This is a genomic window from Pseudomonas paraveronii (assembly GCF_963681955.1).
In the GTDB taxonomy this organism is placed as follows: Bacteria; Pseudomonadota; Gammaproteobacteria; order Pseudomonadales; family Pseudomonadaceae; genus Aquipseudomonas; species Aquipseudomonas paraveronii.
Map to the genome: position 1 here is coordinate 2,731,674 of NZ_OY817130.1, position 23,665 is coordinate 2,755,338.

Annotated in this window: 21 protein-coding genes; 8 read left to right on the forward strand and 13 right to left on the reverse strand. The window is 61.2% G+C overall.

What is annotated here, in order from left to right; genetic code table 11:
* Positions 1-24 precede the first annotated feature (24 nt).
* The 7 genes from U5A08_RS12455 to gloB form a co-directional block, all read right to left on the reverse strand.
* Positions 25-1,629, reverse strand: a complete 1,605-nt coding sequence (locus U5A08_RS12455) for an ABC transporter ATP-binding protein (protein WP_253395230.1) — start codon at positions 1,627-1,629, stop codon at positions 25-27.
* 1 nt (position 1,630) lies between these two features.
* The gene (locus U5A08_RS12460) at positions 1,631-2,650 is read right to left on the reverse strand and encodes an ABC transporter permease (protein ID WP_253395231.1); all 1,020 of its coding nucleotides are present in this window, start codon (positions 2,648-2,650) and stop codon (positions 1,631-1,633) included.
* Position 2,651: 1 nt separating this feature from the next.
* Positions 2,652-3,725: a microcin C ABC transporter permease YejB gene (locus U5A08_RS12465; protein ID WP_253395232.1), complete on the reverse strand. Its 1,074-nt coding sequence runs from the start codon at positions 3,723-3,725 to the stop codon at positions 2,652-2,654.
* A complete protein-coding gene (locus U5A08_RS12470; RefSeq protein WP_321851749.1) occupies positions 3,726-5,558 on the reverse strand; it encodes an extracellular solute-binding protein in 1,833 nt (610 codons plus the stop codon).
* Complete coding sequence (locus U5A08_RS12475) at positions 5,555-7,384, reverse strand: extracellular solute-binding protein (RefSeq protein ID WP_321851751.1); 1,830 nt, start codon at positions 7,382-7,384, stop codon at positions 5,555-5,557. Before U5A08_RS12475 ends, U5A08_RS12470 begins: the two co-directional genes overlap by 4 nt.
* A 234-nt stretch (positions 7,385-7,618) precedes the next feature.
* Entirely contained in the window at positions 7,619-9,031 is a 1,413-nt protein-coding gene (locus tag U5A08_RS12480) for a transglycosylase SLT domain-containing protein (protein WP_321851752.1), read from the reverse strand.
* Between the two features lie 98 nt (positions 9,032-9,129).
* Positions 9,130-9,897: a hydroxyacylglutathione hydrolase gene (gene gloB / locus U5A08_RS12485; protein WP_321851753.1), complete on the reverse strand. Its 768-nt coding sequence runs from the start codon at positions 9,895-9,897 to the stop codon at positions 9,130-9,132.
* Between the two features lie 65 nt (positions 9,898-9,962).
* Here gloB and U5A08_RS12490 point away from each other — a divergent pair, with 65 nt between their 5' ends.
* The 5 genes from U5A08_RS12490 to U5A08_RS12510 all read left to right on the forward strand — a co-directional run bounded on the left by U5A08_RS12490 (position 9,963) and on the right by U5A08_RS12510 (position 15,120).
* Complete coding sequence (locus tag U5A08_RS12490) at positions 9,963-10,721, forward strand: class I SAM-dependent methyltransferase (RefSeq protein WP_247399351.1); 759 nt, start codon at positions 9,963-9,965, stop codon at positions 10,719-10,721.
* Between the two features lie 87 nt (positions 10,722-10,808).
* Positions 10,809-11,261, forward strand: coding sequence for a ribonuclease HI (rnhA, locus tag U5A08_RS12495; RefSeq protein ID WP_069075857.1), 453 nt, complete (start codon positions 10,809-10,811; stop codon positions 11,259-11,261).
* Positions 11,262-11,331: 70 nt separating this feature from the next.
* Positions 11,332-12,072, forward strand: coding sequence for a DNA polymerase III subunit epsilon (dnaQ, locus tag U5A08_RS12500; RefSeq protein WP_253400378.1), 741 nt, complete (start codon positions 11,332-11,334; stop codon positions 12,070-12,072).
* A 202-nt stretch (positions 12,073-12,274) separates the two neighbouring features.
* Positions 12,275-14,530 carry an Orn/Lys/Arg family decarboxylase gene (locus U5A08_RS12505; protein WP_321851758.1) on the forward strand — a complete coding sequence of 752 codons (2,256 nt, stop codon included), beginning with the start codon at positions 12,275-12,277 and terminating at the stop codon, positions 14,528-14,530.
* A gap of 20 nt (positions 14,531-14,550) precedes the next feature.
* The gene (locus U5A08_RS12510; protein ID WP_253400379.1) at positions 14,551-15,120 is read left to right on the forward strand and encodes a GNAT family N-acetyltransferase; all 570 of its coding nucleotides are present in this window, start codon (positions 14,551-14,553) and stop codon (positions 15,118-15,120) included.
* A 5-nt stretch (positions 15,121-15,125) separates the two neighbouring features.
* Here U5A08_RS12510 and U5A08_RS12515 read toward each other — a convergent pair whose 3' ends face one another.
* Positions 15,126-16,019, reverse strand: a complete 894-nt coding sequence (locus U5A08_RS12515; protein WP_253395241.1) for a LysR substrate-binding domain-containing protein — start codon at positions 16,017-16,019, stop codon at positions 15,126-15,128.
* Positions 16,020-16,189: 170 nt separating this feature from the next.
* Here U5A08_RS12515 and U5A08_RS12520 point away from each other — a divergent pair, with 170 nt between their 5' ends.
* Positions 16,190-16,534 (forward strand): hypothetical protein, encoded by a 345-nt coding sequence (locus U5A08_RS12520; protein WP_321851759.1) that lies wholly within the window; start codon positions 16,190-16,192, stop codon positions 16,532-16,534.
* Positions 16,535-16,598: 64 nt separating this feature from the next.
* Here U5A08_RS12520 and U5A08_RS12525 read toward each other — a convergent pair whose 3' ends face one another.
* On the reverse strand, positions 16,599-16,835 hold the full coding sequence (locus tag U5A08_RS12525; protein WP_247399382.1) for a hypothetical protein: 237 nt from the start codon (positions 16,833-16,835) through the stop codon (positions 16,599-16,601).
* Positions 16,836-17,062: 227 nt separating this feature from the next.
* On the opposite strand from U5A08_RS12525, the gene U5A08_RS12530 reads away from it, so the two are divergent.
* Positions 17,063-17,620, forward strand: a complete 558-nt coding sequence (locus tag U5A08_RS12530; RefSeq protein WP_247399385.1) for an NADPH-dependent FMN reductase — start codon at positions 17,063-17,065, stop codon at positions 17,618-17,620.
* Between the two features lie 104 nt (positions 17,621-17,724).
* Here the strand turns inward: U5A08_RS12530 and poxB are convergent, their stop codons facing one another.
* Both poxB and U5A08_RS12540 read right to left on the reverse strand, forming a co-directional pair.
* A complete protein-coding gene (poxB, locus tag U5A08_RS12535; protein ID WP_321851761.1) occupies positions 17,725-19,449 on the reverse strand; it encodes a ubiquinone-dependent pyruvate dehydrogenase in 1,725 nt (574 codons plus the stop codon).
* Positions 19,450-19,526: 77 nt separating this feature from the next.
* Positions 19,527-20,759 (reverse strand): NADH:flavin oxidoreductase/NADH oxidase family protein, encoded by a 1,233-nt coding sequence (locus U5A08_RS12540; protein WP_321851764.1) that lies wholly within the window; start codon positions 20,757-20,759, stop codon positions 19,527-19,529.
* A 70-nt stretch (positions 20,760-20,829) separates the two neighbouring features.
* Here U5A08_RS12540 and U5A08_RS12545 point away from each other — a divergent pair, with 70 nt between their 5' ends.
* Positions 20,830-21,234: a MerR family transcriptional regulator gene (locus U5A08_RS12545; RefSeq protein ID WP_321851765.1), complete on the forward strand. Its 405-nt coding sequence runs from the start codon at positions 20,830-20,832 to the stop codon at positions 21,232-21,234.
* 41 nt (positions 21,235-21,275) lie between these two features.
* Here U5A08_RS12545 and U5A08_RS12550 read toward each other — a convergent pair whose 3' ends face one another.
* Positions 21,276-21,770, reverse strand: coding sequence for a DUF934 domain-containing protein (locus tag U5A08_RS12550; protein WP_247397716.1), 495 nt, complete (start codon positions 21,768-21,770; stop codon positions 21,276-21,278).
* Positions 21,754-23,412 (reverse strand): nitrite/sulfite reductase, encoded by a 1,659-nt coding sequence (locus U5A08_RS12555; RefSeq protein WP_253395250.1) that lies wholly within the window; start codon positions 23,410-23,412, stop codon positions 21,754-21,756. The genes U5A08_RS12550 and U5A08_RS12555 overlap by 17 nt, the downstream gene beginning before the upstream one ends.
* Between the last annotated feature and the right edge of the window lie 253 nt (positions 23,413-23,665).

Genomic DNA, 23,665 nt, shown 5'->3' on the forward strand with positions numbered 1-23,665 from the left:
GAGCGGATAGGTCACTGTCACGTGCTAAGGCGTCGGCACCAGAAACGCCGCCTCCAGCAACTGCCGGGTATAGGCATGTTGTGGGTTGGCGAAAATCGCTGGGGCATCGCCCTGTTCCACCACCTGCCCGTGCTTGACCACCATCAACTGGTGACTTAGCGCTTTCACCACGGCCAGGTCATGGCTGATGAACAGATAGGTCAGGTTGTACTTGGCCTGCAAACCGCGCAGCAATTCCACCACTTGGCGCTGTACCGTGCGGTCGAGCGCCGAGGTCGGTTCGTCGAGCAGAATCAGGCGCGGTTTGAGTACCAGGGCGCGGGCAATGGCGATGCGTTGGCGCTGGCCGCCGGAGAACTCGTGGGGGTAGCGATGCCGCGATTGCGGGTCGAGGCCGACTTCCTTGAGCGCCGCAATAATCGCCGCTTCCTGCTCCGCCGGGCTGCCCATCTTGTGAATGCGCAGGCCTTCGCCGACGATCTCACTGACGCACATGCGCGGGCTGAGGCTGCCGAACGGGTCCTGGAACACCACCTGCATTTCCCGGCGCAACGGGCGTACCTGTTGCTGGGTCAGGCGGTCGAGTTGCTGGCCTTCGAAGCGAATCCCGCCTTTGCTCGCGATCAGACGCAGGATCGCCAGGCCGAGGGTGGACTTGCCTGAGCCGCTTTCGCCGACGATGCCCAGGGTTTGCCCCTGGGGCAGGCTGAAATTGATGCCGTCCACCGCCTTGACGTAGTCGACGGTGTTGCGCAGAAAGCCTTTTTTGATCGGAAACCAGACTTTCAAATCATCGACTTCCAGCAACGGCGGCCCGACGGCCGTGTCGGCCGGCCCACCGCTGGGTTCGGCGGCGAGCAGTTCCTGGGTGTAAGGGTGCTGCGGCGACTGGAACAAGGTTTCGCAATCGGCTTGTTCGACGATGCAACCCTGCTGCATCACGCACACCCGGTGGGCAATGCGCCGCACCAGGTTCAAGTCGTGGCTGATCAGCAGCAACGCCATGCCCAGGCGCGCCTGCAGTTCCTTGAGCAGTTCGAGGATCTTCAACTGCACCGTTACGTCGAGGGCGGTGGTCGGTTCGTCGGCGATCAACAGCTCCGGCTCGTTGGCCAGGGCCATGGCGATCATCACCCGTTGGCGCTGGCCGCCGGACAGTTCGTGGGGCAGCGCCTTGAGGCGTTTATGCGGCTCGGGAATGCCCACCAGTTCGAGCAACTCCAGGGTGCGTCGGGTCGCGACTTTACCGGTCAGCCCTTTGTGCAGGCCGAGCACTTCGTTGATCTGCTTCTCGATGCAGTGCAGCGGGTTCAACGAGGTCATCGGCTCCTGGAAGATCATCGCAATGCGGTTGCCGCGAATATGCCGGATGGTTTTTTCTTTGAGGGTCAGCAGGTCCTGGCCGGCGTATTCGATGGTGCCGGCGGGGTGCCGCGCCAAGGGGTAGGGCAGCAAACGCAGGATCGAATGGGCGGTCACCGATTTGCCGGAGCCGCTTTCGCCGACCAGCGCCAGGGTTTCGCCGCGCTTGATGTCGAAGCTGACATTGTTCACCACGCGGTGGTGATGCTCGCCGGTGACGAACTCGACGCAGAGGTCGCGGACTTCGATCAGATTGTCCTGATTCATCTCATTTCCTCGGGTCGAAGGCATCGCGAGCGGACTCGCCGATAAACACCAGCAAGCTCAACATGATCGCCAGCACGGCGAAGGCACTCATGCCCAGCCACGGCGCTTGCAGGTTGGATTTACCCTGGGCCACCAGTTCTCCCAGCGACGGCGAACCCGCCGGCAGGCCGAAGCCGAGGAAGTCCAGGGCGGTCAGGGTGCCGATGGCGCCGGTGAGGATGAACGGCATGAAGGTCATGGTCGAGACCATGGCATTGGGCAGGATATGCCGGAACATGATCGCGACGTTCTGCATGCCCAGTGCCCTGGCCGCGCGCACGTATTCCAGGTTGCGCCCGCGCAGGAACTCGGCGCGGACCACGTCCACCAGGCTCATCCACGAGAACAGCAGCATGATCCCCAGCAGCCACCAGAAGTTGGGCTGTACGAAACTGGCGAGGATGATCAGCAGGTACAGCACCGGCAAGCCCGACCAGATCTCCAGGAAGCGTTGCCCGGCCAGGTCGACCCAACCGCCATAGAAACCCTGCAGGGCACCGGCGATCACGCCGATGATCGAACTGAGCACGGTCAGGGTCAGGGCAAACAGCACCGACACACGGAAGCCGTAGATCACCCGTGCCAAGACGTCGCGGCCCTGGTCATCGGTGCCCAGCAGGTTGACCGAAGACGGCGGCGCGGGGGCCGGCACCCTCAGGTCGTAGTTGATGCTCTGGTAGCTGAACGGGATCGGCGCCCACAGCGTCCAGGCGTCCTTGGCCTTGAGCAGTTCCTGGATATACGGGCTCTTGTAGTTGGCCTCCAGGGGAAATTCGCCGCCGAAGGTGGTTTCCGGGTAGCGCTTGAGCGCCGGGAAATACCAGTCACCGTCGTAATGCACCGCCAGCGGTTTGTCGTTGGCGATCAGCTCGGCGCCCAGGCTCAGGCCGAACAGGATCAGGAACAGCCACAGCGACCACCAGCCACGCTTGTTCGCCTTGAACCGCTCGAATCGGCGGCGATTGAGGGGGGACAGTTTCATCTCAATGCTCCCGGCTGGCGAAGTCGATACGCGGATCGACCAGGGTGTAGGTGAGGTCACCGATCAGTTTCACCACCAACCCGAGCAGGGTGAAGATAAACAGCGTGCCGAACACCACCGGGTAATCGCGGTTGATCGCCGCTTCAAAGCTCATCAGGCCGAGGCCGTCGAGGGAGAAGATCACTTCCACCAGCAAGGACCCGGTGAAGAAAATTCCGATGAACGCCGACGGGAAACCGGCGATCACCAGCAGCATGGCGTTGCGGAACACGTGGCCGTAGAGCACGCGGTGGTTGGTCAGGCCCTTGGCCTTGGCGGTGACCACGTACTGCTTGTTGATCTCGTCGAGAAAGCTGTTTTTGGTCAGCAGCGTCATGGTCGCGAAGTTGCCGATTACCAGCGCGGTGATGGGCAAGGCCAGGTGCCAGAAGTAGTCGAGGATCTTGCCGCCCCAGCTCAACTCATCGAAATTGTTGGAGGTCAGCCCGCGCAAGGGGAACCAGTCGAAGTAACTGCCGCCGGCAAACACCACGATCAGCAGGATCGCGAACAGGAACGCCGGGATCGCGTAGCCGACGATGATCGCCGAGCTGGTCCATACGTCGAAGTGGCTGCCGTGTCGCGTGGCCTTGGCGATTCCCAGCGGGATCGAGACCAGGTACATGATCAGCGTGCTCCATAACCCGAGGGAGATGGACACCGGCATCTTTTCCTTGATCAGGTCGATGACCTTGGCGTCACGAAAGAAGCTGTTGCCAAAATCCAGCCGGGCGTAGTTCTTGACCATGATCCACAAGCGTTCCGGTGCCGACTTGTCGAAACCGTACATGGTTTCGATTTCCTTGATCAGCGCCGGGTCCAGGCCTTGGGCGCCACGGTAGCTGGAACCGGCCACCGCGACTTCGGCACCGCCGCCGGCAATGCGGCTGGTGGCGCCTTCGAAGCCTTCGAGTTTGGCGATCATCTGCTCCACCGGACCACCGGGGGCGGCCTGGATGATGATGAAGTTGATCAACAGAATCCCGAACAGCGTGGGGATGATCAGCAACAGGCGGCGAACAATATAGGCCAGCATTTAATCGCCTCCGCTCGCCGGGTCGGCGCTCGTGTTCAGGGGGATGGCAGGTTTGACGTCGGGTTTGGCCCACCAGGTGGCGGTGCCGACGTCATAGCGCGGTGCTACCTTCGGATGGCCGAGGTGGTCCCAGTACGCCACGCGGAAGGTCTTGATGTGCCAGTTGGGGATCACGTAGTAGCCAAATTGCAGCACGCGATCCAGGGCCTTGGCATGGGCGACCAGGCTTTGGCGCGAGTCGGCGTCGATCAGTTCCTCTACCAGTTGGTCGACGGCCGGGTCCTTGAGGCCCATGTAGTTGCGGCTGCCGGGTTTATCGGCGCTGGAGGATTTCCAGAATTCGCGTTGTTCGTTACCCGGCGAGGTGGACTGCGGGAAGCTGCCCACCAGCATGTCGAAATCCCGCGAGCGCAGGCGGTTGACGAATTGCGAGACGTCGACCCGGCGAATTACCAGGTCGATACCCAGGTCCGCCAGGTTGCGTTTGAAGGGCAGCAGGATACGTTCGAACTCGGTCTGCGCCAGCAGGAATTCGATGGTCACCGGTTTGCCGGTGGCGTCGACCATCTTGTCGTCGACGATGCGCCAGCCGGCTTCCTGCAACAGTTGGTAGGCCTCGCGCTGCTGGGTGCGGATCATGCCGCTGCCGTCGGTTTTGGACGGTGCAAAGGCCTGGGTGAAGACTTCGGCGGGGATCTTGTCGCGCAGCGGTTCGAGGATGGCCAACTCGTCCGGGCCGGGCAGGCCGGTGGCGGCCATCTCCGAGTTCTCGAAGTAGCTGCGGGTGCGGGTGTAGGCGCCGTTGAACAGCTGTTTGTTGCTCCACTCGAAATCCAGCAACAGGCTGATGGCCTTGCGCACGCGCACGTCCTGGAACATCGGCTTGCGCGTATTGAACACGAAACCCTGCATGCCGGTGGGGTTGCCGTTGGGGAGCTCTTCCTTGACCAGGCGCCCTTCGGCCACCGCTGGAATGTTGTAGGCGTTGGCCCAGTTCTTCGCGCTGAATTCCAGCCAGTAGTCGAACTGCCCGGCTTTCAACGCTTCCAGGGATACCGTGCTGTCGCGGTAATAGTCGGTGATGCGCTGATCGAAGTTGTAGAAACCCTGCGTGATCGGCAGGTCCTTGGCCCAGTAGTCCTTGACCCGCTCGTAGCGAATCATGCGCCCGGCCTTGACCTCGGCGACCTTGTACGGCCCGCTGCCCAGCGGGATTTCCAGGTTGCCCTTGGTGAAGTCGCGGGTGGCCCACCAATGCTTGGGCAATACCGGCAATTGCCCGAGGATCAGCGGCAATTCGCGGTTGTTGGTGCGCTTGAACTTGAACAGCACGCGCTGCGGGTCTTCGGCCACCACTTCGTCGACGTCGGCGTAGTAGGTGCGGTAGAGCGGCGAGCCGTCCTTCATCAGCATCTGGAAGGTGAACACCACGTCTTCGGCCTGGATCGGGTGGCCATCGTGGAAGCGTGCTTCGGGGCGCAGGTAGAAGCGTACCCAGCTGTTGTCCGGGGCTTTTTCGATTTTGCCGGCCACCAGGCCGTATTCGGTGATGGGTTCGTCCAGGCTCTGCATGGCCAGGGTGTCGTAGATCAGGCTGATATTGTCTGCCGGCACGCCCTTGCTGATGTAGGGGTTGAGACTGTCGAAACCGCCCATGCTCGATTCGCGAAAGGTGCCGCCCTTGGGGGCGTTGGGGTTGACGTAGTCGAAGTGCTTGAAATTGGCGGGGTACTTGGGCGGCTCGTTGTAGAGGGTCAGCGCATATTGCGGGGCGGCGTTGGCCGCCGTGCATAGCAACAGACTGCCGAGCAGTGCAGTACGCAAAGACATCATTGGGCTTTCTCCGAAGCTTTCAGCCACCATGCGCTCAGGCCCAGGCTGTAGGGCGGCGTGGTGACAAAGGCGAACCGGTTGCGGTACGCCAAGCGATGATAGTTGAGGTACCAGTTGGGAATGCTGTAATGCTGCCACAGCAGGACCCGGTCCAGAGCCCGGCCGGCGGCCAGTTGTTCGTCGCGGGTCTGTGCCGACAGCAGTTGTTCGAGCAGGCGGTCGACCACCGGATTGGCGATGCCAGCGTAGTTCTTGCTGCCCTTGATCGCCGCCTGGCTGGAGTGGAAGTACTGCCACTGCTCAAGGCCGGGGCTGAGGGTTTGGTTGAGGGTCATCAGGATCATGTCGAAGTCGAACTGATCGAGGCGCTGTTTGTATTGCGCCCGGTCGACTGTGCGCAGGTGCGCGTCGATGCCGATACTGTTCAGGTTTTCCACATAGGGCTGCAGGATGCGCTCCAGGTTCGGGTTGACCAGCAGGATCTCGAACCGCAGCGGTTGCCCGTCCTTGTTGAGCAGGCGTTGCCCGGACAGCTTCCAGCCGCCTTCGCCGAGCAGGGCCAGGGCGCGGCGCAGGGTCTCGCGGGGGATGCCGTGCCCGTCGGTCTGGGGCAGGCTGAACGGTTGGGTGTAGAGATTGGCCGGCAGTTGGTCGCGGTAGGGCGAGAGCAGCAACCATTCATGGCCGACCGGGACGCCGGTCGCCGAAAATTCGCTGTTGGGGTAATAGCTCAAGGTGCGTTTATAGGCGCCGCTGAACAGGCTGCGGTTGGTCCATTCAAAGTCGAACATCAGCCCCAGGGCTTCGCGCACCTTGGCCTGACTGAAGGTCGGGCGCCGGGTGTTCATGAACAGGCCCTGGCTTTGGGTCGGGATCTGGTGGGCGATCTGCGCCTTGATCACGTCGCCGCGGTTGATCGCCGGGAAGTTGTAGCCATTCGCCCAGTTCTTGGCCTGGTGCTCGATATAGATATCGAACTCGCCGGCCTTGAAGGCTTCGAAGGCGACGTCGCTGTCGCGGTAGAACTCCACTTCGACCTTGTCGAAATTATAGAAACCCTGGTTGACCGGCAGGTCCTTGCCCCAATAGTCCTTGACCCGCTCGAACACCAACTGCCGGCCAGGGGTGACTTTGCTGAGGCGATAAGGCCCGCTGCCCAGCGGTGGTTCGAAGGTGGTGGCCTTGAAGTCGCGGTTTTTCCAGTAGTGCTGGGGCAGCACCGGCAGTTCGCCCAGGCGCAGGATCAGCAACGGGTTGCCCGCGCGCTTGAATACAAAACGGATACGGTGGCGGTTGAGGATGTCGACCCGCGCCACTTCCTGCAGGTTGGTGCGGTACTGCGGATGACCTTCGGTCAGCAGGGTGCGATAGGAAAACGCCACGTCATACGCGGTGATCGGCTTGCCATCGTGAAAGCGCGCTTCCGGGCGCAGGTTGAACACCACCCAACTACGGTCCTCGCTGTACTCCACCGACTGGGCAATCAGCCCGTAGCTGGAGGTCGGTTCATCGCCGGACGGCGCGTACTGGCCGGTGCCGACCATCAACGGTTCGTTCAGCTCATTGACGCCGTATTGCAGGAAGTTCGGCGTGGAAACCGGGCTTGAACCCTTGAAGGTATAGGGGTTGAGGGTGTCGAACGTGCCAAACGCCATGACCCGCAACGTCCCGCCTTTCGGCGCTGCAGGGTTTACCCAATCGAAGTGGGTGAATTTGGTCGGGTACTTGAGCGTGCCGAACTGCGCATAACCGTGGCTTTCGGTAATCGTCGCGTGCGCAGCAAAGCTCAAGGCCAGACTTATTAGTAGAAGGAGGGGACGCGTCAAGTCAGAGATCCGATCCAGGCAGCTTGGGCTTTATGATCGGTACAGTAACAGCTTGTTCCCGTTGGAAAAAGGCTGTTGGAAAGGGTGGCATGAGGCTGGCGGGGTATTGAACGGCGTAGAGATCAAATGTGGGAGCTGACTTGCCTGCGATGGCATCACCCTGATGTAACTGATACACCTCGGTGTCTGCATCGCAGGCAAGCCAGCTCCCACAGGAGCGCGCTTGCCTGCGGTTTATCTTGGCCCGGAAACCACCAGCATCTGCCCAGGCTTGAGCGCCATGCCAGTGCGTGGGTTCCAGCGCTTGAGATGTTGCATCTCAACGTTGAAACGCTTGGCGACGATATACAGCGAGTCGCCTTTCTTGACCTTGTACTGCACTGGTTTCTTGCTGTCGGCCTTGGCCACCAGCTTGCGCGTGTCCTGCATCACCAGGGTCTGGCCGACCTTGAGCGCCTGGCCGTTGAGCTTGTTCCAGCGTTGCAGGTCATGCACATCGACCTTGTTGGCTTTGGCGATCAGCGTCAGGTTGTCGCCGTTGCGCACCTTGTAGTTGCGGGTACGGCCAGCCACGGACCGGGTCTCGACTTCGTCGAATACCGGCTTTTTCGGGCGCAACGCCAGCAATTCTTCAGGCTTCATCGCCGAAAGGCTGCTGGTCAACAGTTGTGCCTTGGAGCTGGGCACGAGCAAATGCTGGGGACCGTCCAGGGTGGTGCGTTGTTTCAGCGCCGGATTGAGCTGGAACAGTTCGTCTTCGTCGATCTCGGCCAATGCGGCGACCCGTGACAGGTCCATGCTTTGCTTGACTTCAACCATTTTGAAATACGGCGTGTTGGCAATCGGGTTCAGGTTGACGCCATAGGCTTCGGGGGCCAGCACTACCTGGGACAGCGCCAGGAACTTGGGCACGTAGTCCTTGGTTTCCTGGGGCAGGGGCAGGTTCCAGTAATCGGTTGGCAGACCGAGCTTCTCGTTGCGCTCGATCGCCCGGCTTACCGTGCCTTCGCCGGCGTTATACGCTGCCAGGGCCAGCAGCCAGTCGCCGTTGAACATGTCATGCAGACGTGTCAGATAGTCCAGGGCGGCGGTGGTGGAGGCGGTGATATCGCGACGACCGTCGTAGGCGCGAGTCTGGCGCAGGTTGAAGTAGCGTCCGGTGGAGGGAATGAACTGCCACAAGCCGACCGCATCGCTGCGCGAATAGGCCATTGGGTTATAGGCGCTTTCAATCACCGGCAGCAGCGCCAGCTCCAGGGGCATGTTGCGTTCTTCAAGGCGTTCGACGATGTAATGAATGTAGAGGCTGCCGCGTTCCCCGGCGTTCTCCAGGAAGGACGGGTTGCTGGCGAACCACAGGCGCTGTTGCTCGATACGCGGGTTGACGCCGACGCCGTCCTGCAATTGAAAGCCCCGACGCATGCGTTCCCATACATCCTGGGGGGCTTCGGGGCTGGGCTTCTCTGAGAGCCAAATAGGTTTTTGCTTGATCTTGGCAGCAAGATTCGGTTTGGGTTGCACGGTGGATTGTGCAGCGAAATTGGTCGATTGGCAGCCCGCCAGAGTCGCGGAGACAGCCACCGCCACGGCTTGAGCCAGGCGGGTCAATGCGTCTGAATGATTGGATTTACGAGTAGATGACGACATTGGCTGGAAGTAAGTTCCGGGCAAAAATGTCGGGCGATTCTAGAAAGCGCTTTGGTTCCGGTCAACCATTCAGAAATTACGTATCAGATTGCGTCACGTTAGAACTTATCTTTCCAAGCCCTCAAGCTAGCAAACACCTCGGCTCCAGAGCGGTTGTCGCGGCCATTCCGTTCGTCAGCTTTTTGTTTAACGGATGTTTCAGCGGTACGCAGGAACGGGTTGGTGCGCTTTTCCAGGGCCAGGCTGGAAGGCAGCGTGATCTCGCCACGGGCGCGCAGTTGGTTGACGCTTTCCAGCCGTTCGGCGATATCGGCGTTGTCCGGTTCCACCGCGTGGGCAAACCTGAGATTACTCTGCGTGTATTCGTGGGTGCAGTACACCAGGGTGTCGGGCGGCAGGGCGGCCAGGCGTTGCAGCGAGGTGTGCATTTGCGCTGGCGTGCCTTCGAACAGGCGACCGCAACCGGCGGCGAAGAGGGTGTCGCCGCAGAACAGCACGCCCTGGTGATAGAAGGCGAGATGGCCGAGGGTATGGCCGGGGACGGCGTACACGGCGAAGTCCCAGCCCAGCACGGTGATGCGGTCGTTGTCCTGCAGGGCGACGTCCCGCGCTGGGATCGTTTCGCTGGCGGGGCCGTAGACCTTGGCACCGGTCACACGTTTCAGCGCTTCGACGCCGCCCACATGATCATGGTGATGGTGGGTGATGAGGATGTCGCTGAGCGTCCACTCCGGGTTCTGCTCGAGCCAGGCCAGCACGGGGGCGGCATCGCCGGGGTCGACCACGGCGCAGCGGCGGGTTTGGGGTTCCTGTAACAACCAGATGTAGTTATCGGTGAAGGCGGGCAGGGCACTGATCTGTATCATTCTTCGATTCGCCAAGCTGAACACATTGGTGCATCTTAGAACGTCTAGGCGAGTTGGAGAATGCAATGACTGATAAAGCGTTCGCCCAGGCCGATCCTGAATGGCTGGCCCTGATCAGCGCAGCCCGTGACTGGCTGTCCGGGCCGATCGGGCAATTTTTGCTGGATGAAGAACGGAGCATGCTCGAAGACGAGCTGGGCCGGTTCTTTGGCGGTTACCTGGTGCATTACGGGCCGTCGGCCCAGACGCCGCCGTCCGCGCCGCAGGTGCAGCGCAATGTGCGCCTGGGCGCGCCGTTGCCGGGGGTGGAGATCGTCTGCGAAGAGCAGGCCTGGCCGTTGAGCGAGCACGCTGCCGATGTGGTGGTGCTGCAGCATGGCCTGGATTTCTGCCTGTCACCCCACGGTTTGTTGCGCGAAGCTGCCAGCAGCGTGCGCCCAGGTGGCCATTTGCTGATTGTCGGCATCAACCCCTGGAGCAGTTGGGGCCTGCGCCATGTGTTCGCCCATGACGGCCTGCGCCAGGCCCGTTGCATCTCACCGTCGCGAGTGGGGGACTGGCTGAACCTGCTGGGCTTCGCACTGGAGAAACGCCGCTTCGGATGCTATCGTCCGCCGCTCGCGTCGACCAAGTGGCAGGGCCGTCTGGCCGGCTGGGAGCGTCGGGCGGGGGCCTGGCAACTGTCGGGTGGCGGCTTCTATTTACTGGTTGCACGCAAGATCGTGGTCGGGCTGCGGCCGGTGCGTCAGGTGCTACGCCAACCCATGGGCAAGCTGGTGCCGATGCCGATGGCCAAGGTCAACCGCAAGCAAAGCGAACCGTAGAACCCTCTTTTTGATTTCAGGCCGAATCATTCGGCCTCGGGATGCTGTCGGCCTATGCCCGGCGACCCGTTTTGATGGATGCAACCGATGACCGATAGCGTTGAACTCTTCACCGATGGCGCCTGCAAAGGCAACCCTGGCCCCGGCGGCTGGGGCGCCTTGCTGGTGTGCAAGGGCGTGGAGAAGGAACTCTGGGGCGGCGAAGCCAACACCACCAACAACCGCATGGAGCTGATGGGCGCCATTCGCGGCCTGGAAGAGCTCAAGCGGCGTTGCGACGTGCTGCTGGTGACCGACTCGCAATATGTGATGAAAGGCATCAACGAGTGGATGGTCAACTGGAAGAAGCGCGGCTGGAAGACGGCGGCCAAGGAGCCGGTCAAGAACGCCGACCTGTGGCAATTGCTCGATGAGCAATGCAATCGCCATAACATCACCTGGAAATGGGTGCGCGGGCACATCGGCCATCACGGCAACGAGCGCGCCGACCAGTTGGCCAACCGTGGCGTCGACGAAGTGCGGGGCTACAAGCAGAGCTGATGCCGGCTGACGTGTTAAGATTGCGCCCCTTGAAATACACCACACCGTTGAGAGCTGAACCCTGATGGCCATCCGATCTGTTGTACTCGATACCGAAACCACCGGCATGCCGGTGACCGATGGCCACCGGATCATTGAAATCGGCTGCGTCGAATTGATGGGCCGTCGTCTCACCGGCCGTCACTTTCACGTCTACCTGCAACCGGACCGGGACAGTGACGAGGGCGCGATCGGCGTCCACGGTATCACCGACGAATTCCTCAAGGGCAAGCCGCGCTTCGCGGAAGTCGCCGACGAGTTCTTCGAGTTCATCAACGGCGCGCAGTTGATCATCCATAACGCGGCGTTCGACGTCGGCTTCATCAATAACGAATTTGCCCTGATGGGGCAGACGGATCGCGCGGATATTTCCCGGCACTGCTCGATCCTCGACACCTTGATGATGGCCCGTGAACGTCACCCGGGCCAGCGCAACAGCCTGGATGCCTTGTGCAAACGCTATGGCGTCGACAACTCCGGCCGTGAGCTGCACGGCGCGTTGCTCGACTCCGAGATCCTGGCCGACGTTTACCTGACCATGACCGGCGGGCAGACCAGCCTGTCCCTGGCCGGCAACGCCTCCGACGGTGCCGGTTCGGCGGAAGGTTCGGGCAATCGCCCTTCGGAAATCCGTCGTCTGCCGGCTGATCGCAAACCGGCGCCGATCATCCGCGCCAGCGCGCAGGACCTGGCTGAGCATGCGGCGCGTCTGGAAGCGATTGCCAAGTCGGCGGGCGCGCCGGCGTTGTGGACCCAACTGACCCAGCAATAATCTGGCTGAGCGCAGTCAAACACTGTGGGAGGGGGCTTGCTCCCGATAGCGGTGGATCTGTGGCATCAATGTCGACTGGCACGCCGCTATCGGGAGCAAGCTCCCTCCCACATTGTTGAGTCGCTGCCTTCAAAATCTTCATTCGCTACATCCGCTCACAGCTTCTACCCTGAGTGCATCACCCTCAGGACTAAAAGCACTCATGTACAAAGACCTGAAGTTCCCCATCCTTATCGTGCATCGCGACATCAAGGCCGATACCGTTGCCGGCGACCGGGTCCGAGGTATCGCTCAAGAGCTGGAACAAGAGGGCTTCGGTATCTTTTCTGCGGTGGACTACGCCGAAGGCCGGCTGGTGGCCTCGACCCACCATGGCCTGGCATGCATGTTGATCGCTGCCGAAGGCGCCGGGGAAAACACGCATCTGCTGCAAAACATGGTCGAACTGATCCGACTGGCGCGTCTGAGGGCGCCGAACCTGCCGATTTTTGCCTTGGGTGAACAAGTCACCCTGGAAAACGCCCCCGCCGATGCGATGAGCGAACTCAACCAACTGCGCGGGATTCTTTACCTGTTCGAAGACACTGTGCCGTTTCTTGCCAGACAAGTTGCCCGCGCGGCACGCACTTACCTCGATGGCTTGTTGCCGCCCTTCTTCAAAGCCCTGGTTCAACACACCGCCGACTCCAATTACTCCTGGCACACGCCCGGTCACGGTGGTGGCGTGGCCTATCGCAAAAGCCCGGTGGGGCAGGCGTTTCATCAGTTTTTCGGGGAAAATACGCTGCGCTCCGACCTGTCCGTTTCTGTGCCGGAGTTGGGCTCGCTGCTCGATCACACCGGGCCGCTGGCCGAAGCAGAAGCGCGCGCCGCGCGTAATTTTGGCGCCGATCACACCTTCTTTGTGATCAATGGCACCTCGACCGCCAACAAGATCGTCTGGCACTCGATGGTCGGTCGTGATGACTTGGTGCTGGTCGACCGCAACTGCCACAAGTCGGTGTTGCACTCGATCATCATGACCGGCGCGATCCCGCTGTACCTGTGCCCGGAGCGTAATGAACTGGGCATCATCGGCCCGATCCCCCTCAGCGAATTCAGCCCCGCGTCGATCCGCGCCAAGATCGAGGCCAGCCCGCTGACCCGTGGCCGGCCGGCGAAAGTGAAGTTGGCGGTGGTCACCAACTCCACCTACGACGGCCTGTGTTACAACGCCGAGCTGATCAAGCAGCAATTGGGTAACAGTGTCGAGGTGCTGCACTTTGACGAAGCCTGGTACGCCTACGCGGCGTTCCACGAATTCTTCGCCGGGCGCTATGGCATGTGTACTTCACGCACGCCGGACAGCCCGCTGGTGTTCACCACGCATTCCACGCACAAGTTGCTGGCGGCGTTCAGCCAGGCGTCGATGATTCATGTGCAGGACGGCGGCGCGCGGCAGTTGGATCGCGATCGGTTCAACGAAGCGTTCATGATGCATATCTCTACCTCGCCGCAATACAGCATCATCGCCTCGCTGGATGTGGCTTCGGCGATGATGGAAGGCCCGGCGGGGCGCTCTCTTTTGCAGGAAATGTTCGACGAAGCCTTGAGTTTCCGCCGCGCCCTGGCCAACCTGCGCCAGCACATCGCCGCCGAGGATTGGTGGTTTTCCATCTGGCAGCCGCCGTCCGTGGCCGGCATCGACCGGGTCGTCACGGCAGATTGGCTGTTGCAGCCGCAGGATGATTGGCATGGCTTTGGTGACATAGTCGAAGATTACGTGCTGCTGGACCCGATCAAAGTCACGTTGGTGATGCCCGGCCTCAATGCCGGCGGCGCGTTGAGCGACTGCGGGATTCCTGCTGCGGTGGTCAGCAAATTCCTCTGGGAGCGTGGTCTGGTGGTGGAAAAGACCGGGCTTTATTCGTTCCTCGTGCTGTTTTCCATGGGGATCACCAAGGGCAAATGGAGTACCTTGCTCACCGAGTTGCTGGAATTCAAGCGCAACTACGACGCCAACGTCAGCCTCGCCAGTTGCCTGCCTTCGGTATTCGCCCAGGGCCCGGCGCGCTATCAAGGGCTGGGGCTGCGCGACCTGTGCGATCAATTGCATAGCTGCTACCGTAGCAACGCCACCGCCAAACACCTCAAGCGGATGTACACCGTTTTGCCCGAAATCGCGATGAAACCGGCCGACGCCTATGACCAATTGGTCAGGGGGGAAGTGGAGGCGGTGCCCATTGATGCCTTGCCAGGGCGCATCGCCGCCGTGATGCTGGTGCCTTATCCGCCGGGCATTCCGTTGATCATGCCGGGCGAGCGCTTTACCGAGGCAACGCGTTCGATCATCGACTACCTGGCGTTTGCCCGCACGTTCGATAGCAGTTTCCCCGGTTTTGTCGCGGATGTTCATGGGTTGCAACACGAAGATGACGGCAGTGGTCGTTGTTATACCGTCGATTGCATTAAGGGTTAAGGATGTTTATGCAAGCTGTAATGAACCCGAAGTATCCAGGGCTCAGTGTGCGGGTCGCCGACGAGGGCTTCGACGCTTACGTGTGGGGCAATGATTTCAGTTTTGAGGTCAGCGCCTATGGCGTGCCGGAGATGGGCAAGCGGGTCGAACAGTGGCCCGTGGAGCGCATCCTGCCCTATCGTAAGTGCTACGGCATCGACCCGGAGGAGTTCGCCAGTTTTCGCGACGCGCCCGACAGCGCGATCTTCATGGCCTTTCTCGACGATCGAGCGGTCGGGCATGTCGTGGTGAGTACCAATTGGAACGGTTTCGCGCACGTTGACGAGCTGGCCGTGGCGTTGCCCGCGCGCCGTCATGGCGTGGCCAAGGCGCTGTTGGACGTGGCGCAGTTCTGGAGTCGCAAGAAAAACCTGACGGGCATGATGCTGGAGACCCAGAACAACAACCTCGGCGCCTGCCGTCTGTATGAGCGTTGCGGGTATGTGATGGGCGGGATCGATCACCTGCGCTATCGCGGGATCGACCCGCAAACCCGCGAGGTGGCGATTTTCTGGTATCGCTTGTTCAAGACGGAAGTCGAAGCGGTCTGACGCGTTCAGCTCGCCAGCAGGCCTTCAGCTTTCTGCGTGACAATCTCCAGCAGCGCATTCAATGCCGGTGACGTCACGCCGTCCCTGAGGGTCAGCGCATACAGGCTGACCATGATCGGCGGCGATACCGGGCACGCGTCCAGCCCGGCCTCCCGGGCGCCGAACGCGGTGAACGGGTCGACAATCGCCAAACCTTCACCGGCCTCCACCATGCTGCGCATCATCTGGTAGGTCTGCACCCGTGTCTGCACCACCGGCAACGGGCGCAGGGCTTGCAGCTTGGCGTCGAGCAGGCGACTGAGCGGGTCTTGGCCCTCCAGCCCGATCATCGACTGCCCGGCCAGGTCCTGCAGGGCGATGTACTTCTGCTTGGGTTTGAGCCAGCCATGGGGCGCGAGCAATTGCAGTTTGCCCTGGGCCAATACGCTGCTTTGGATCTGCGGATGTTCCGGGTCATGCAGGCTCAGGCCCACATCGGCCTCGTGCAGCAACAGGCTCCTGACGATCTCGCGGGTCGGCTGGCTCGACAGGTTGCACGGCGTGTCCTGGAAGCGCCGGCGCAGCACGGCAATGCTGTGTGGCAGCAGTTGATTGGCCAGGGGCGGCGTACACAGGGCGCGCAGGGTTGGCGCGTGATGGTGTTTCAGGCGGCTGGCCAGGCGTTGCAGCGGCTCCAGCGCTTCATACACATGGGCGATTTGCGCCTGCAACTCCAGGGTTTCCCGTGTTGGCTGCAGGCGTCCGCGCACGCTGGCGAACAACATAAAGCCCAGTTGCTGCTCGGCGTCCTTGAGCGCTGCGTCCACATCGCCCACGGGGAGTTGCAACCATTCGGCGGCCGTGCCGAGGTGTCCGGTCTGCAAGATGGCCTGAATCACTTCGATATGACGTAAACGCATGGCCGGAGTCTATGTGCAGTGGGATGGGGATTCAATGGTTCAAGCCGGCGCGCAGAAAAAACACTGCGGCATCTGGCGTTCGGCCCAGACCTCACTAGAATGGCTCGTCTGATCATCAACGACCAATGCCGGTTACCCGGCACTTACAACAAAAACAGGTCTGGTCTCAAATGCCGATGCCCACGAAACTTTTCGGGGTAACGGCCAGGCAACTGCTGGTCCTGGTGACCGTGGGGTGCGTGGCCGCTTATCTCTTGAGCAATCCCGACGACACTACGCCCGAAAACCTCGCACTCGATGCGTTCATCCGTTCCCAGGAACAGGTGGGCGCGCAGGTGGGTGCGGTATTGGGCATCACGCTGGTCAGGCAGGTGGTGGCGTATCCCGCGTATGGCACGCCGGGCTACAAGCGCTTGATGTATGTCGTAGAGGGCGAGAAGGGGCGACTGATGGTCACGCTCAAACAGACTGAAGGGGACCCGGGGATTGAAGTGACGGAGGTGCGCCGCCCGTGATCGCCCGGCCCAGTCAATGCCGTCAATGGCCAGGACTGAGCTGGTACGCTCGGGGGGATCAAACTTATTGCGCGCGGATGGTTTCCGATTCGCGGACGATAATGGTCCCCGACTGAATCAATCTGAATTCATCGCCGTCCAGTTTTTCTACACGGTCGCCAATGGCCAGCTTGTAGGTTGTGGTGGGCGCCGAGCCAGCCAGGCCGTCTAACGGTGGGATGGATTCCTGGAACTCATGCACCGAATAAACGCGACCTTCCGCGTCTCTGGCATGGAACTGTCCGACAAGTACTGCTGCCATCTGTTTAGAACCTCTGGAGATAAACACTCGATTTGCGGTTCTGTAGACCGTCATGGAGCGGGGTAGTTTACCTATGGAAAAAAAATACTATTCGCTGAAGTTTTCAGACGCTTCCTACGCAGGCGATCGCGAGGCAGACGCCGGGGTGGATATCAGAACCTTCTGGTGAACACGCCGCGAAGTCTTTATAACTACACACTCCTTTAGTCAGACGTCGGGAAACCTCAATGAGCAAGGTCTACACGATTGCCGTCCTGGTGGGCAGCTTGAGAAAAGAGTCGATCAACCGCAAGGTCGCCCTGGCATTGGCCGAACTGGCCCCCGCCAACCTCACATTGAACATTGTCGAAATTGGCGATTTGCCGCTCTACAACGAGGACATCGACGGGGCATCGCCGCCCGCAGCCTACAGTACTTTCCGTCAACAAGTGCGGTCATCCGACGCAGTGCTGTTCGTGACCCCGGAATACAACCGCTCCGTGCCCGCCCCGCTGAAGAATGCCATCGATGTGGGCTCGCGCCCTTATGGGCAAAGCGCCTGGAGTGGCAAGCCGGGGGCGATCATCAGTGTCTCGCCGGGGGCGATTGGCGGCTTTGGCGCCAACCACCATCTGCGCCAGTCCCTGGTGTTCCTCGATGTGCCGTGCATGCAGCAGCCTGAAGCCTATCTGGGTGGCGCGGGCAGTGTGTTTGATGAGGCCGGCAAACTGTCGGAGAAGACCAAGCCGTTTCTGCAGGCGTTTATCGATGCCTACGGCAAGTGGGTAGAAAAACAGCACGGCTGATCGCCGATGTGGGAGCGGGCTGGCTCGCGATGGCGATGTATCAGTTGAAGATGCATTCACTGAAGCAGCGCAATCGCGAGCCAGCCCGTCAGCCTGTGTTCACATCAGCGCAACCAGTGGGTACGCGCCAACTCGATCACTTCATCGCCGCGCCCGCTCATCACTGCCTTGAGCATGTACAGACTGAAACCCTTGGCCTGCTCCAGCTTGATGCTGGGTGGCATCACCAGTTCCTGGGTCGCCGTCACCACGTCTACCAGCACCGGGCCATCATGGGCCAGGGCGCGACGCAGGGCCGGTTCGAGGTCTTCGGATTGCTCCACGCGAATGCCCAGGATGCCCATCGCATTGGACATCGCCGCGAAATCCGGGTTTTTTAGCGCGGTGCCGGTGTCAAGGTAGCCGGCAGCTTTCATTTCCATGGCGACAAAACCGAGTGACGCGTTATCGAACACGATGACTTTCACCGGCAGTTTCAACTGCGCGAGCGAGATGAAATCCCCCATCAACATGGTAAAACCGCCGTCGCCGGACATCGAAATGACCTGCCGCCCAGGGAAGGCCGCCTGCGCGCCGATGGCCTGGGGCATGGCATTGGCCATCGAGCCGTGGTTGAACGAGCCGATCAGGCGGCGCTTACCATTCATCTTCAGGTAGCGTGCGGCCCATACGGTGGGCGAGCCCACGTCGGCGGTGAAGATCGCGTCGTCGTCGGCCAGTTCGCTGAGCAAGCGCGCCACGTATTGCGGGTGAATCGGTCGGTTGGCCTTTGACGGTTGTGCCAGGTCGTCGAGGCCCTGGCGGGCTTTCTGGTAGTGCTCCAAGGACGTTTCGAGGAAGCTGCGGTCGGTCTTGCGGGTCAGGTGCGGCAGGAGTGCATCGAGGGTCTCGCTCACGTCAGCGGCGATGCCCAGGTCCAGGGTGGCGCGCCGGCCCAGTGCCTGGGGGTTGCGATCGACTTGGATGATCTTCGCGTCGGTGGGGTAGAACTGGCGATAAGGGAAGTCAGTGCCGAGCATGATCAGCGTGTCGCAATTGAGCATGGCGTGGTAGCCGGAGCTGAAACCGATCAGACCGGTCATGCCCACGTCGAACGGGTTGTCCCATTCCACATGCTCCTTGCCGCGCAAGGCGTTTACCACCGGCGCGCCCAAGGCATCGGCCAGGGCCACCACTTGGGCATGGGCGCCGGCGCAACCGCTGCCGCACAACAGGGTGGTTTTCTGGCTGCTGTTAAGGATTTCGCGCAGGCGTTGCAGGTCCTGTTCTGCCGGCAGGGTGCGCGGCGCATGCAGGGGCGGCCAGGGTTTGAGCGTGTCTTCCACTTCCAGCAGCGACACATCCCCAGGGATCACCACTACCGCCACGCCGCGGTTGAGGATCGCCGAGCGCATGGCCCGATGCAGCACCTGGGGCATCTGCTCGGGGTTGGTCACCAGTTCGATAAAGTGGCTGCACTCCTTGAACAGTTCCTGGGGATGGGTTTCCTGGAAGTAGTTCAGGCCGATTTCGGAAGACGGGATTTGTGCGGCGATGGCCAGCACCGGCACGTGGTTGCGATGGCAATCGAACAGGCCGTTGATCAAATGCAGATTGCCCGGCCCGCAGCTGCCGGCGCACACCGTCAACTCGCCGGTGGCGGCGGCTTCGGCACCGGCGGCGAAGGCGGCGACTTCCTCGTGGCGCACATGCATCCATTCGATGCTGTCCATGGTGCGCAGGGCGTCGGTGAGGCCGTTGAGGCTGTCGCCGGTCAGGCCCCAGATGCGCTTGATGCCCGCCTGTTCAAGGGTGGACGCCAATTGCTGGGCCAAGTTGATTTTCGCCATGAAGAACTCCAATCGTCAGTGAGGTTAAAAGTGGCTGATCAATAGAGGACAGTTCGATCACGGCGAATGCTCCGTGCTTAATGTGAAGATTGCGTCATGGTTGTGCGGTATTGGCGAGTGCGCCGGGCGATAAACCATTGGTCGCGGAGCAGCGCCATGCAGGGCGCGACTTTGCGATTGGGGCGCTGGCCGCGGCTCAGGCGGCGCATCTGGTCACGCACCACGGCCAGGGTGGCGAGGGCGGCGAGAGGCTTGCGCTGCCAGCTGATCGGTTTCAGTTGCGGGTTGAGGTCGCGCCCTTCGCGCCAGTGTTTGATCAGTTGCGGTTCCAGGGTCAGGGCGGTGGCAATGCCGGCCATGGCGATGCCGCTGTCGAGGACTTGCTGCACCACCGGCAGGCGACGAATGCCACCGGTCACCATCACGGGCATTTTGGCGATGGCCGCCAGTTCGCGGGCCATTTCCAGGAAATACGCTTCGCGGGCCAGGGTCCGCCCGTCCCGGGCTTCGCCTTGCATGGCCGGTGCTTCATAGCTACCGCCGGACAGCTCCAGCAGGTCGATGGGTAGCGGATTCAACAACTCGACCACGGCGCGCGCATCCTCTGCGTCGAAGCCGCCGCGCTGGAAGTCTGCCGAGTTGAGTTTCACCCCCACGCAAAACGAGGGGCTGACACTGGCACGAACGGCCTTGATCACTTCAAGCAGCAAGCGCGCGCGGTTTTGCAGGGAACCGCCCCAGTGATCGGTGCGCCGGTTGCTCAGGGGCGAGAGAAATTGGCTTAGCAAGTAGCCATGCGCGCCGTGGATCTGCACGCCGCTAAAGCCCGCTTTCTCGGCCAGGTGCGCGCTGGTGGCAAAGCGCGTGATCACGTTCTGTATCTGGTCTTCGGACATGGCCTTGGGCTTGGCGAACATTTTCGAAAAACCACCCAGGTCGAGGGCTACGGCGGAAGGCGCCAAGGCTTGCTGGCGCAGGTTGGCCGGCGTCTGGCGCCCCGGATGATTGAGCTGGACCCAGAAGTGCCCGCCCTTGTTTCGCCCGATGGCCGCCCATTCGCGAAAGCTGTCGAGCTGCTGCTCGTCTTCAAGGACCACGCCGCCGGGGCCGGTCATCGCGCGGCGGTCGATCATCACGTTGCCCGTCAGCAGCAAGCCAGGCTCGCCATCCGCCCAGGCCTGGTACAGCTGCTTCAATTCGCTGGACGGCGCTTGTTGGGCGTCCGCCATGTTTTCCTCCATCGCGGCCTTGGCGATACGGTTGGCAAGGACTTGGCCGTTGGGCAGTTGCAGGGGTTTGAAAGGTGACATGGTTGACTCCTGAGCGGGTGAGGCCTCAGGCTAAGATTAAAGTTAACTTTAATGTCAAGCAGGCGTGACGATGAATATTGGCGAACTGGCAAAACAGAGCGGGCTGGCGGCGTCGCGTATTCGCTTTTATGAAGCCGAAGGGTTGATCAGCCAGGTGGGGAGGCAGGCCAACGGCTATCGGCGTTATGCACCCGAAGCGCTGCAAACCCTGCAACTGATCCAGAGCGCGCAACAGGCCGGGTTTACCTTGCAGGAACTCAAGGCATTGATGCCGGCCCCGGGCGAGCACAAGCGCGAGGAACTGATTGAGGCGTTGGAGCGTAAGGTGCAGCAGATCGAAGGGATGCAGGTGCAACTGGCGCACAGCAAGGCGCAGCTGCTGGGCGTGATCGAGGCGGTGCGGGCGCAGCCGGAAGGTGTGCCGTGTTCCATGGGGCAGAAACAGGTGCTGGCGTCGATCAAAATCAAAGCATAAAAAAAGCCCTGGCATGCCAGGGCTTTTCACGACGTTAACGCTTAACGCCGACGGAACAGCGGCAGCGGTTCGTCCGTTGCAGCCTGGTACGTCACGGAGAAATCCTTGAGGCTCTCCAGCGCTTCATACGGGTCTTTGTCGGCGCGCAAGGCGAAGGCATCGAACCCGCAGCGGTGCAGGTAGAACAGCTGGTCGCGCAGCACGTCGCCAATCGCGCGCAATTCGCCCTTGTAACCGTAGCGGTCACGCAGCAGGCGCGCGTTGGAGTAGTTGCGCCCGTCGGTGAAGGCCGGGAAGTTCAGGGCGATGACCTGGAAGTGAGCCACGTCGTCACCGATCTCTTCGGCTTCTTCATCGGCGTCCAGCCACACGCCCAGGCCGCCGTCGCGGGCCTTGAGCGCATGGCCGTGCTCGCGCCACAGGGCCAGCGGCACGATCAGGTCGTCGCAGTTGGAGATGCCGTCGAAGGTCGCGTCCTTGGGCAGCAGGTGCCAGGTTTCGTCGACGACTTCGTTGTTCTTAATGATTCGCTGCATAGACGCGCTCCTTGAACAGGTCAATGCCGATGCGCTGGTAGGTGTCGATGAAACGCTCATCTTCGGTGCGCTGCTCGATGTACACATCGATCAGTTTGCCGATCACCTCGGGCATGGCTTCCTGGGCGAAGGATGGGCCGAGGATCTTGCCCAGGCTCGCATCGCGGCTGGCGCTGCCACCCAGGGACACTTGGTAGAATTCTTCGCCTTTCTTGTCCACGCCCAGGATGCCGATGTGGCCGACGTGGTGGTGACCACAGGCGTTCATGCAGCCGGAAATGTTCAGGTCCAGCTCGCCGATGTCGAACAGGTAGTCCAGGTCGTCGAAACGGCGCTGGATCGATTCGGCAATCGGGATCGACTTGGCGTTGGCCAGGGAGCAGAAGTCGCCGCCCGGGCAGCAGATGATGTCGGTCAGCAGGCCGATGTTCGGCGTGGCAAAACCACCTTCGCGCAGTTCGCCCCACAGGGTGAACAGTTGGCTCTGCTCCACGTCCGCGAGAATGATGTTCTGCTCGTGGGAGGTGCGCAGTTGACCGAAGCTGTAGCGCTCGGCCAGGTCGGCCACGGCGTCCAGCTGCTTGTCGGTGATATCGCCGGGGGCGACACCGGTAGGCTTGAGCGACAGGGTCACGGCGATATAGCCCGGCTTTTTGTGCGCCAGGGTGTTGCGTGTACGCCAGCGAGCGAAGCCTGGGTGCTGCTGGTCGAGCGCGGCGAGTTCGGCGTCCTGATTGCTCAGGGCCTTGTACTCGGGGTCGACGAAGTGCTTGGCCACACGGTGGACTTCGGCTTCGGTCAGGGTGGTCTGGCCGCCGCGCAGGTGTTCCATCTCGGCGTCGACTTTCTGGGCGAACACCTCAGGGGTCAGCGCTTTGACCAGGATCTTGATCCGGGCTTTGTACTTGTTGTCGCGACGGCCGTAGCGGTTGTAGACCCGCAGGATCGCGTCGAGGTAGCTCAGCAGGTCCTGCCACGGCAGGAACTCGTTGATAAACGCGCCGACCACCGGGGTACGCCCCAGGCCGCCACCCACCAAGACACGGAAGCCCAGCTCGCCGGCGGCGTTGTGGACCGGCTCCAGGCCGATGTCATGCACTTCGATCGCCGCACGGTCCGACGTCGAGCCATTGATGGCGATCTTGAACTTGCGCGGCAGGTAAGCGAATTCGGGGTGGAACGTGGTCCATTGGCGGACGATTTCACACCAGGGGCGCGGGTCGATCAGTTCGTCGGCGGCAACCCCGGCGAATTGGTCGGTGGTCACGTTGCGCAGGCAGTTACCGCTGGTCTGAATGGCGTGCATCTGCACGGTGGCCAGTTCAGCCAGGATGTCTGGCACATCTTCCAGTGCCGGCCAGTTGAACTGTACGTTCTGGCGGGTACTGATGTGGGCGTAGCCCTTGTCGAAGTCGCGGGCAATCTTGGCCATCATGCGCGTCTGGCGCGAAGTCAGTTGGCCATAAGGCACGGCCACCCGCAGCATCGGCGCAAAGCGCTGCACATAAAGGCCATTTTGCAGGCGCAGAGGGCGGAACTCTTCTTCGCTCAGTTCACCTGCTAGGTAGCGTCGGGTCTGATCACGGAACTGCTTGACGCGGTCCTCGATGATGCGCTGATCGTATTCGTCGTATACGTACATATAGGTCCTGTTCTCGGCAAATCTGCGCGCACGGCCGCGCACTCCCAACGGAGCCGGGGCACGATACCAGTTTGCGTTTATGCGCAAAAGTGATGTTTGAGTATATGCAAAGAACCAAATCGACTAATGGGTACGATTTTTAGCATACCCACATTTGTCATGCGGGCAATCATCGACTTTACTGTGGGCGAGTCTGAATGCAATCACCTATAAAACCGACAAGAGGCGATGCGATGAGCAATTCGACAAAAGC

Excerpts from the sequence above, each read along its gene's own strand:
- U5A08_RS12455 (WP_253395230.1), bottom strand. The coding sequence starts at position 1,629 with ATGAATCAGGACAATCTGATCGAAGTCCGCGACCTCTGCGTCGAGTTC.
- U5A08_RS12460 (WP_253395231.1), bottom strand. The coding sequence starts at position 2,650 with ATGAAACTGTCCCCCCTCAATCGCCGCCGATTCGAGCGGTTCAAGGCG.
- U5A08_RS12465 (WP_253395232.1), bottom strand. The coding sequence starts at position 3,725 with ATGCTGGCCTATATTGTTCGCCGCCTGTTGCTGATCATCCCCACGCTG.
- U5A08_RS12470 (WP_321851749.1), bottom strand. The coding sequence starts at position 5,558 with ATGATGTCTTTGCGTACTGCACTGCTCGGCAGTCTGTTGCTATGCACG.
- U5A08_RS12480 (WP_321851752.1), bottom strand. The coding sequence starts at position 9,031 with ATGTCGTCATCTACTCGTAAATCCAATCATTCAGACGCATTGACCCGC.
- gloB (WP_321851753.1), bottom strand. The coding sequence starts at position 9,897 with ATGATACAGATCAGTGCCCTGCCCGCCTTCACCGATAACTACATCTGG.
- U5A08_RS12490 (WP_247399351.1), top strand. The coding sequence starts at position 9,963 with ATGACTGATAAAGCGTTCGCCCAGGCCGATCCTGAATGGCTGGCCCTG.
- rnhA (WP_069075857.1), top strand. The coding sequence starts at position 10,809 with ATGACCGATAGCGTTGAACTCTTCACCGATGGCGCCTGCAAAGGCAAC.
- U5A08_RS12505 (WP_321851758.1), top strand. The coding sequence starts at position 12,275 with ATGTACAAAGACCTGAAGTTCCCCATCCTTATCGTGCATCGCGACATC.
- U5A08_RS12510 (WP_253400379.1), top strand. The coding sequence starts at position 14,551 with ATGAACCCGAAGTATCCAGGGCTCAGTGTGCGGGTCGCCGACGAGGGC.
- U5A08_RS12515 (WP_253395241.1), bottom strand. The coding sequence starts at position 16,019 with ATGCGTTTACGTCATATCGAAGTGATTCAGGCCATCTTGCAGACCGGA.
- U5A08_RS12520 (WP_321851759.1), top strand. The coding sequence starts at position 16,190 with ATGCCGATGCCCACGAAACTTTTCGGGGTAACGGCCAGGCAACTGCTG.
- U5A08_RS12525 (WP_247399382.1), bottom strand. The coding sequence starts at position 16,835 with ATGGCAGCAGTACTTGTCGGACAGTTCCATGCCAGAGACGCGGAAGGT.
- U5A08_RS12530 (WP_247399385.1), top strand. The coding sequence starts at position 17,063 with ATGAGCAAGGTCTACACGATTGCCGTCCTGGTGGGCAGCTTGAGAAAA.
- poxB (WP_321851761.1), bottom strand. The coding sequence starts at position 19,449 with ATGGCGAAAATCAACTTGGCCCAGCAATTGGCGTCCACCCTTGAACAG.
- U5A08_RS12540 (WP_321851764.1), bottom strand. The coding sequence starts at position 20,759 with ATGTCACCTTTCAAACCCCTGCAACTGCCCAACGGCCAAGTCCTTGCC.
- U5A08_RS12545 (WP_321851765.1), top strand. The coding sequence starts at position 20,830 with ATGAATATTGGCGAACTGGCAAAACAGAGCGGGCTGGCGGCGTCGCGT.
- U5A08_RS12550 (WP_247397716.1), bottom strand. The coding sequence starts at position 21,770 with ATGCAGCGAATCATTAAGAACAACGAAGTCGTCGACGAAACCTGGCAC.
- U5A08_RS12555 (WP_253395250.1), bottom strand. The coding sequence starts at position 23,412 with ATGTACGTATACGACGAATACGATCAGCGCATCATCGAGGACCGCGTC.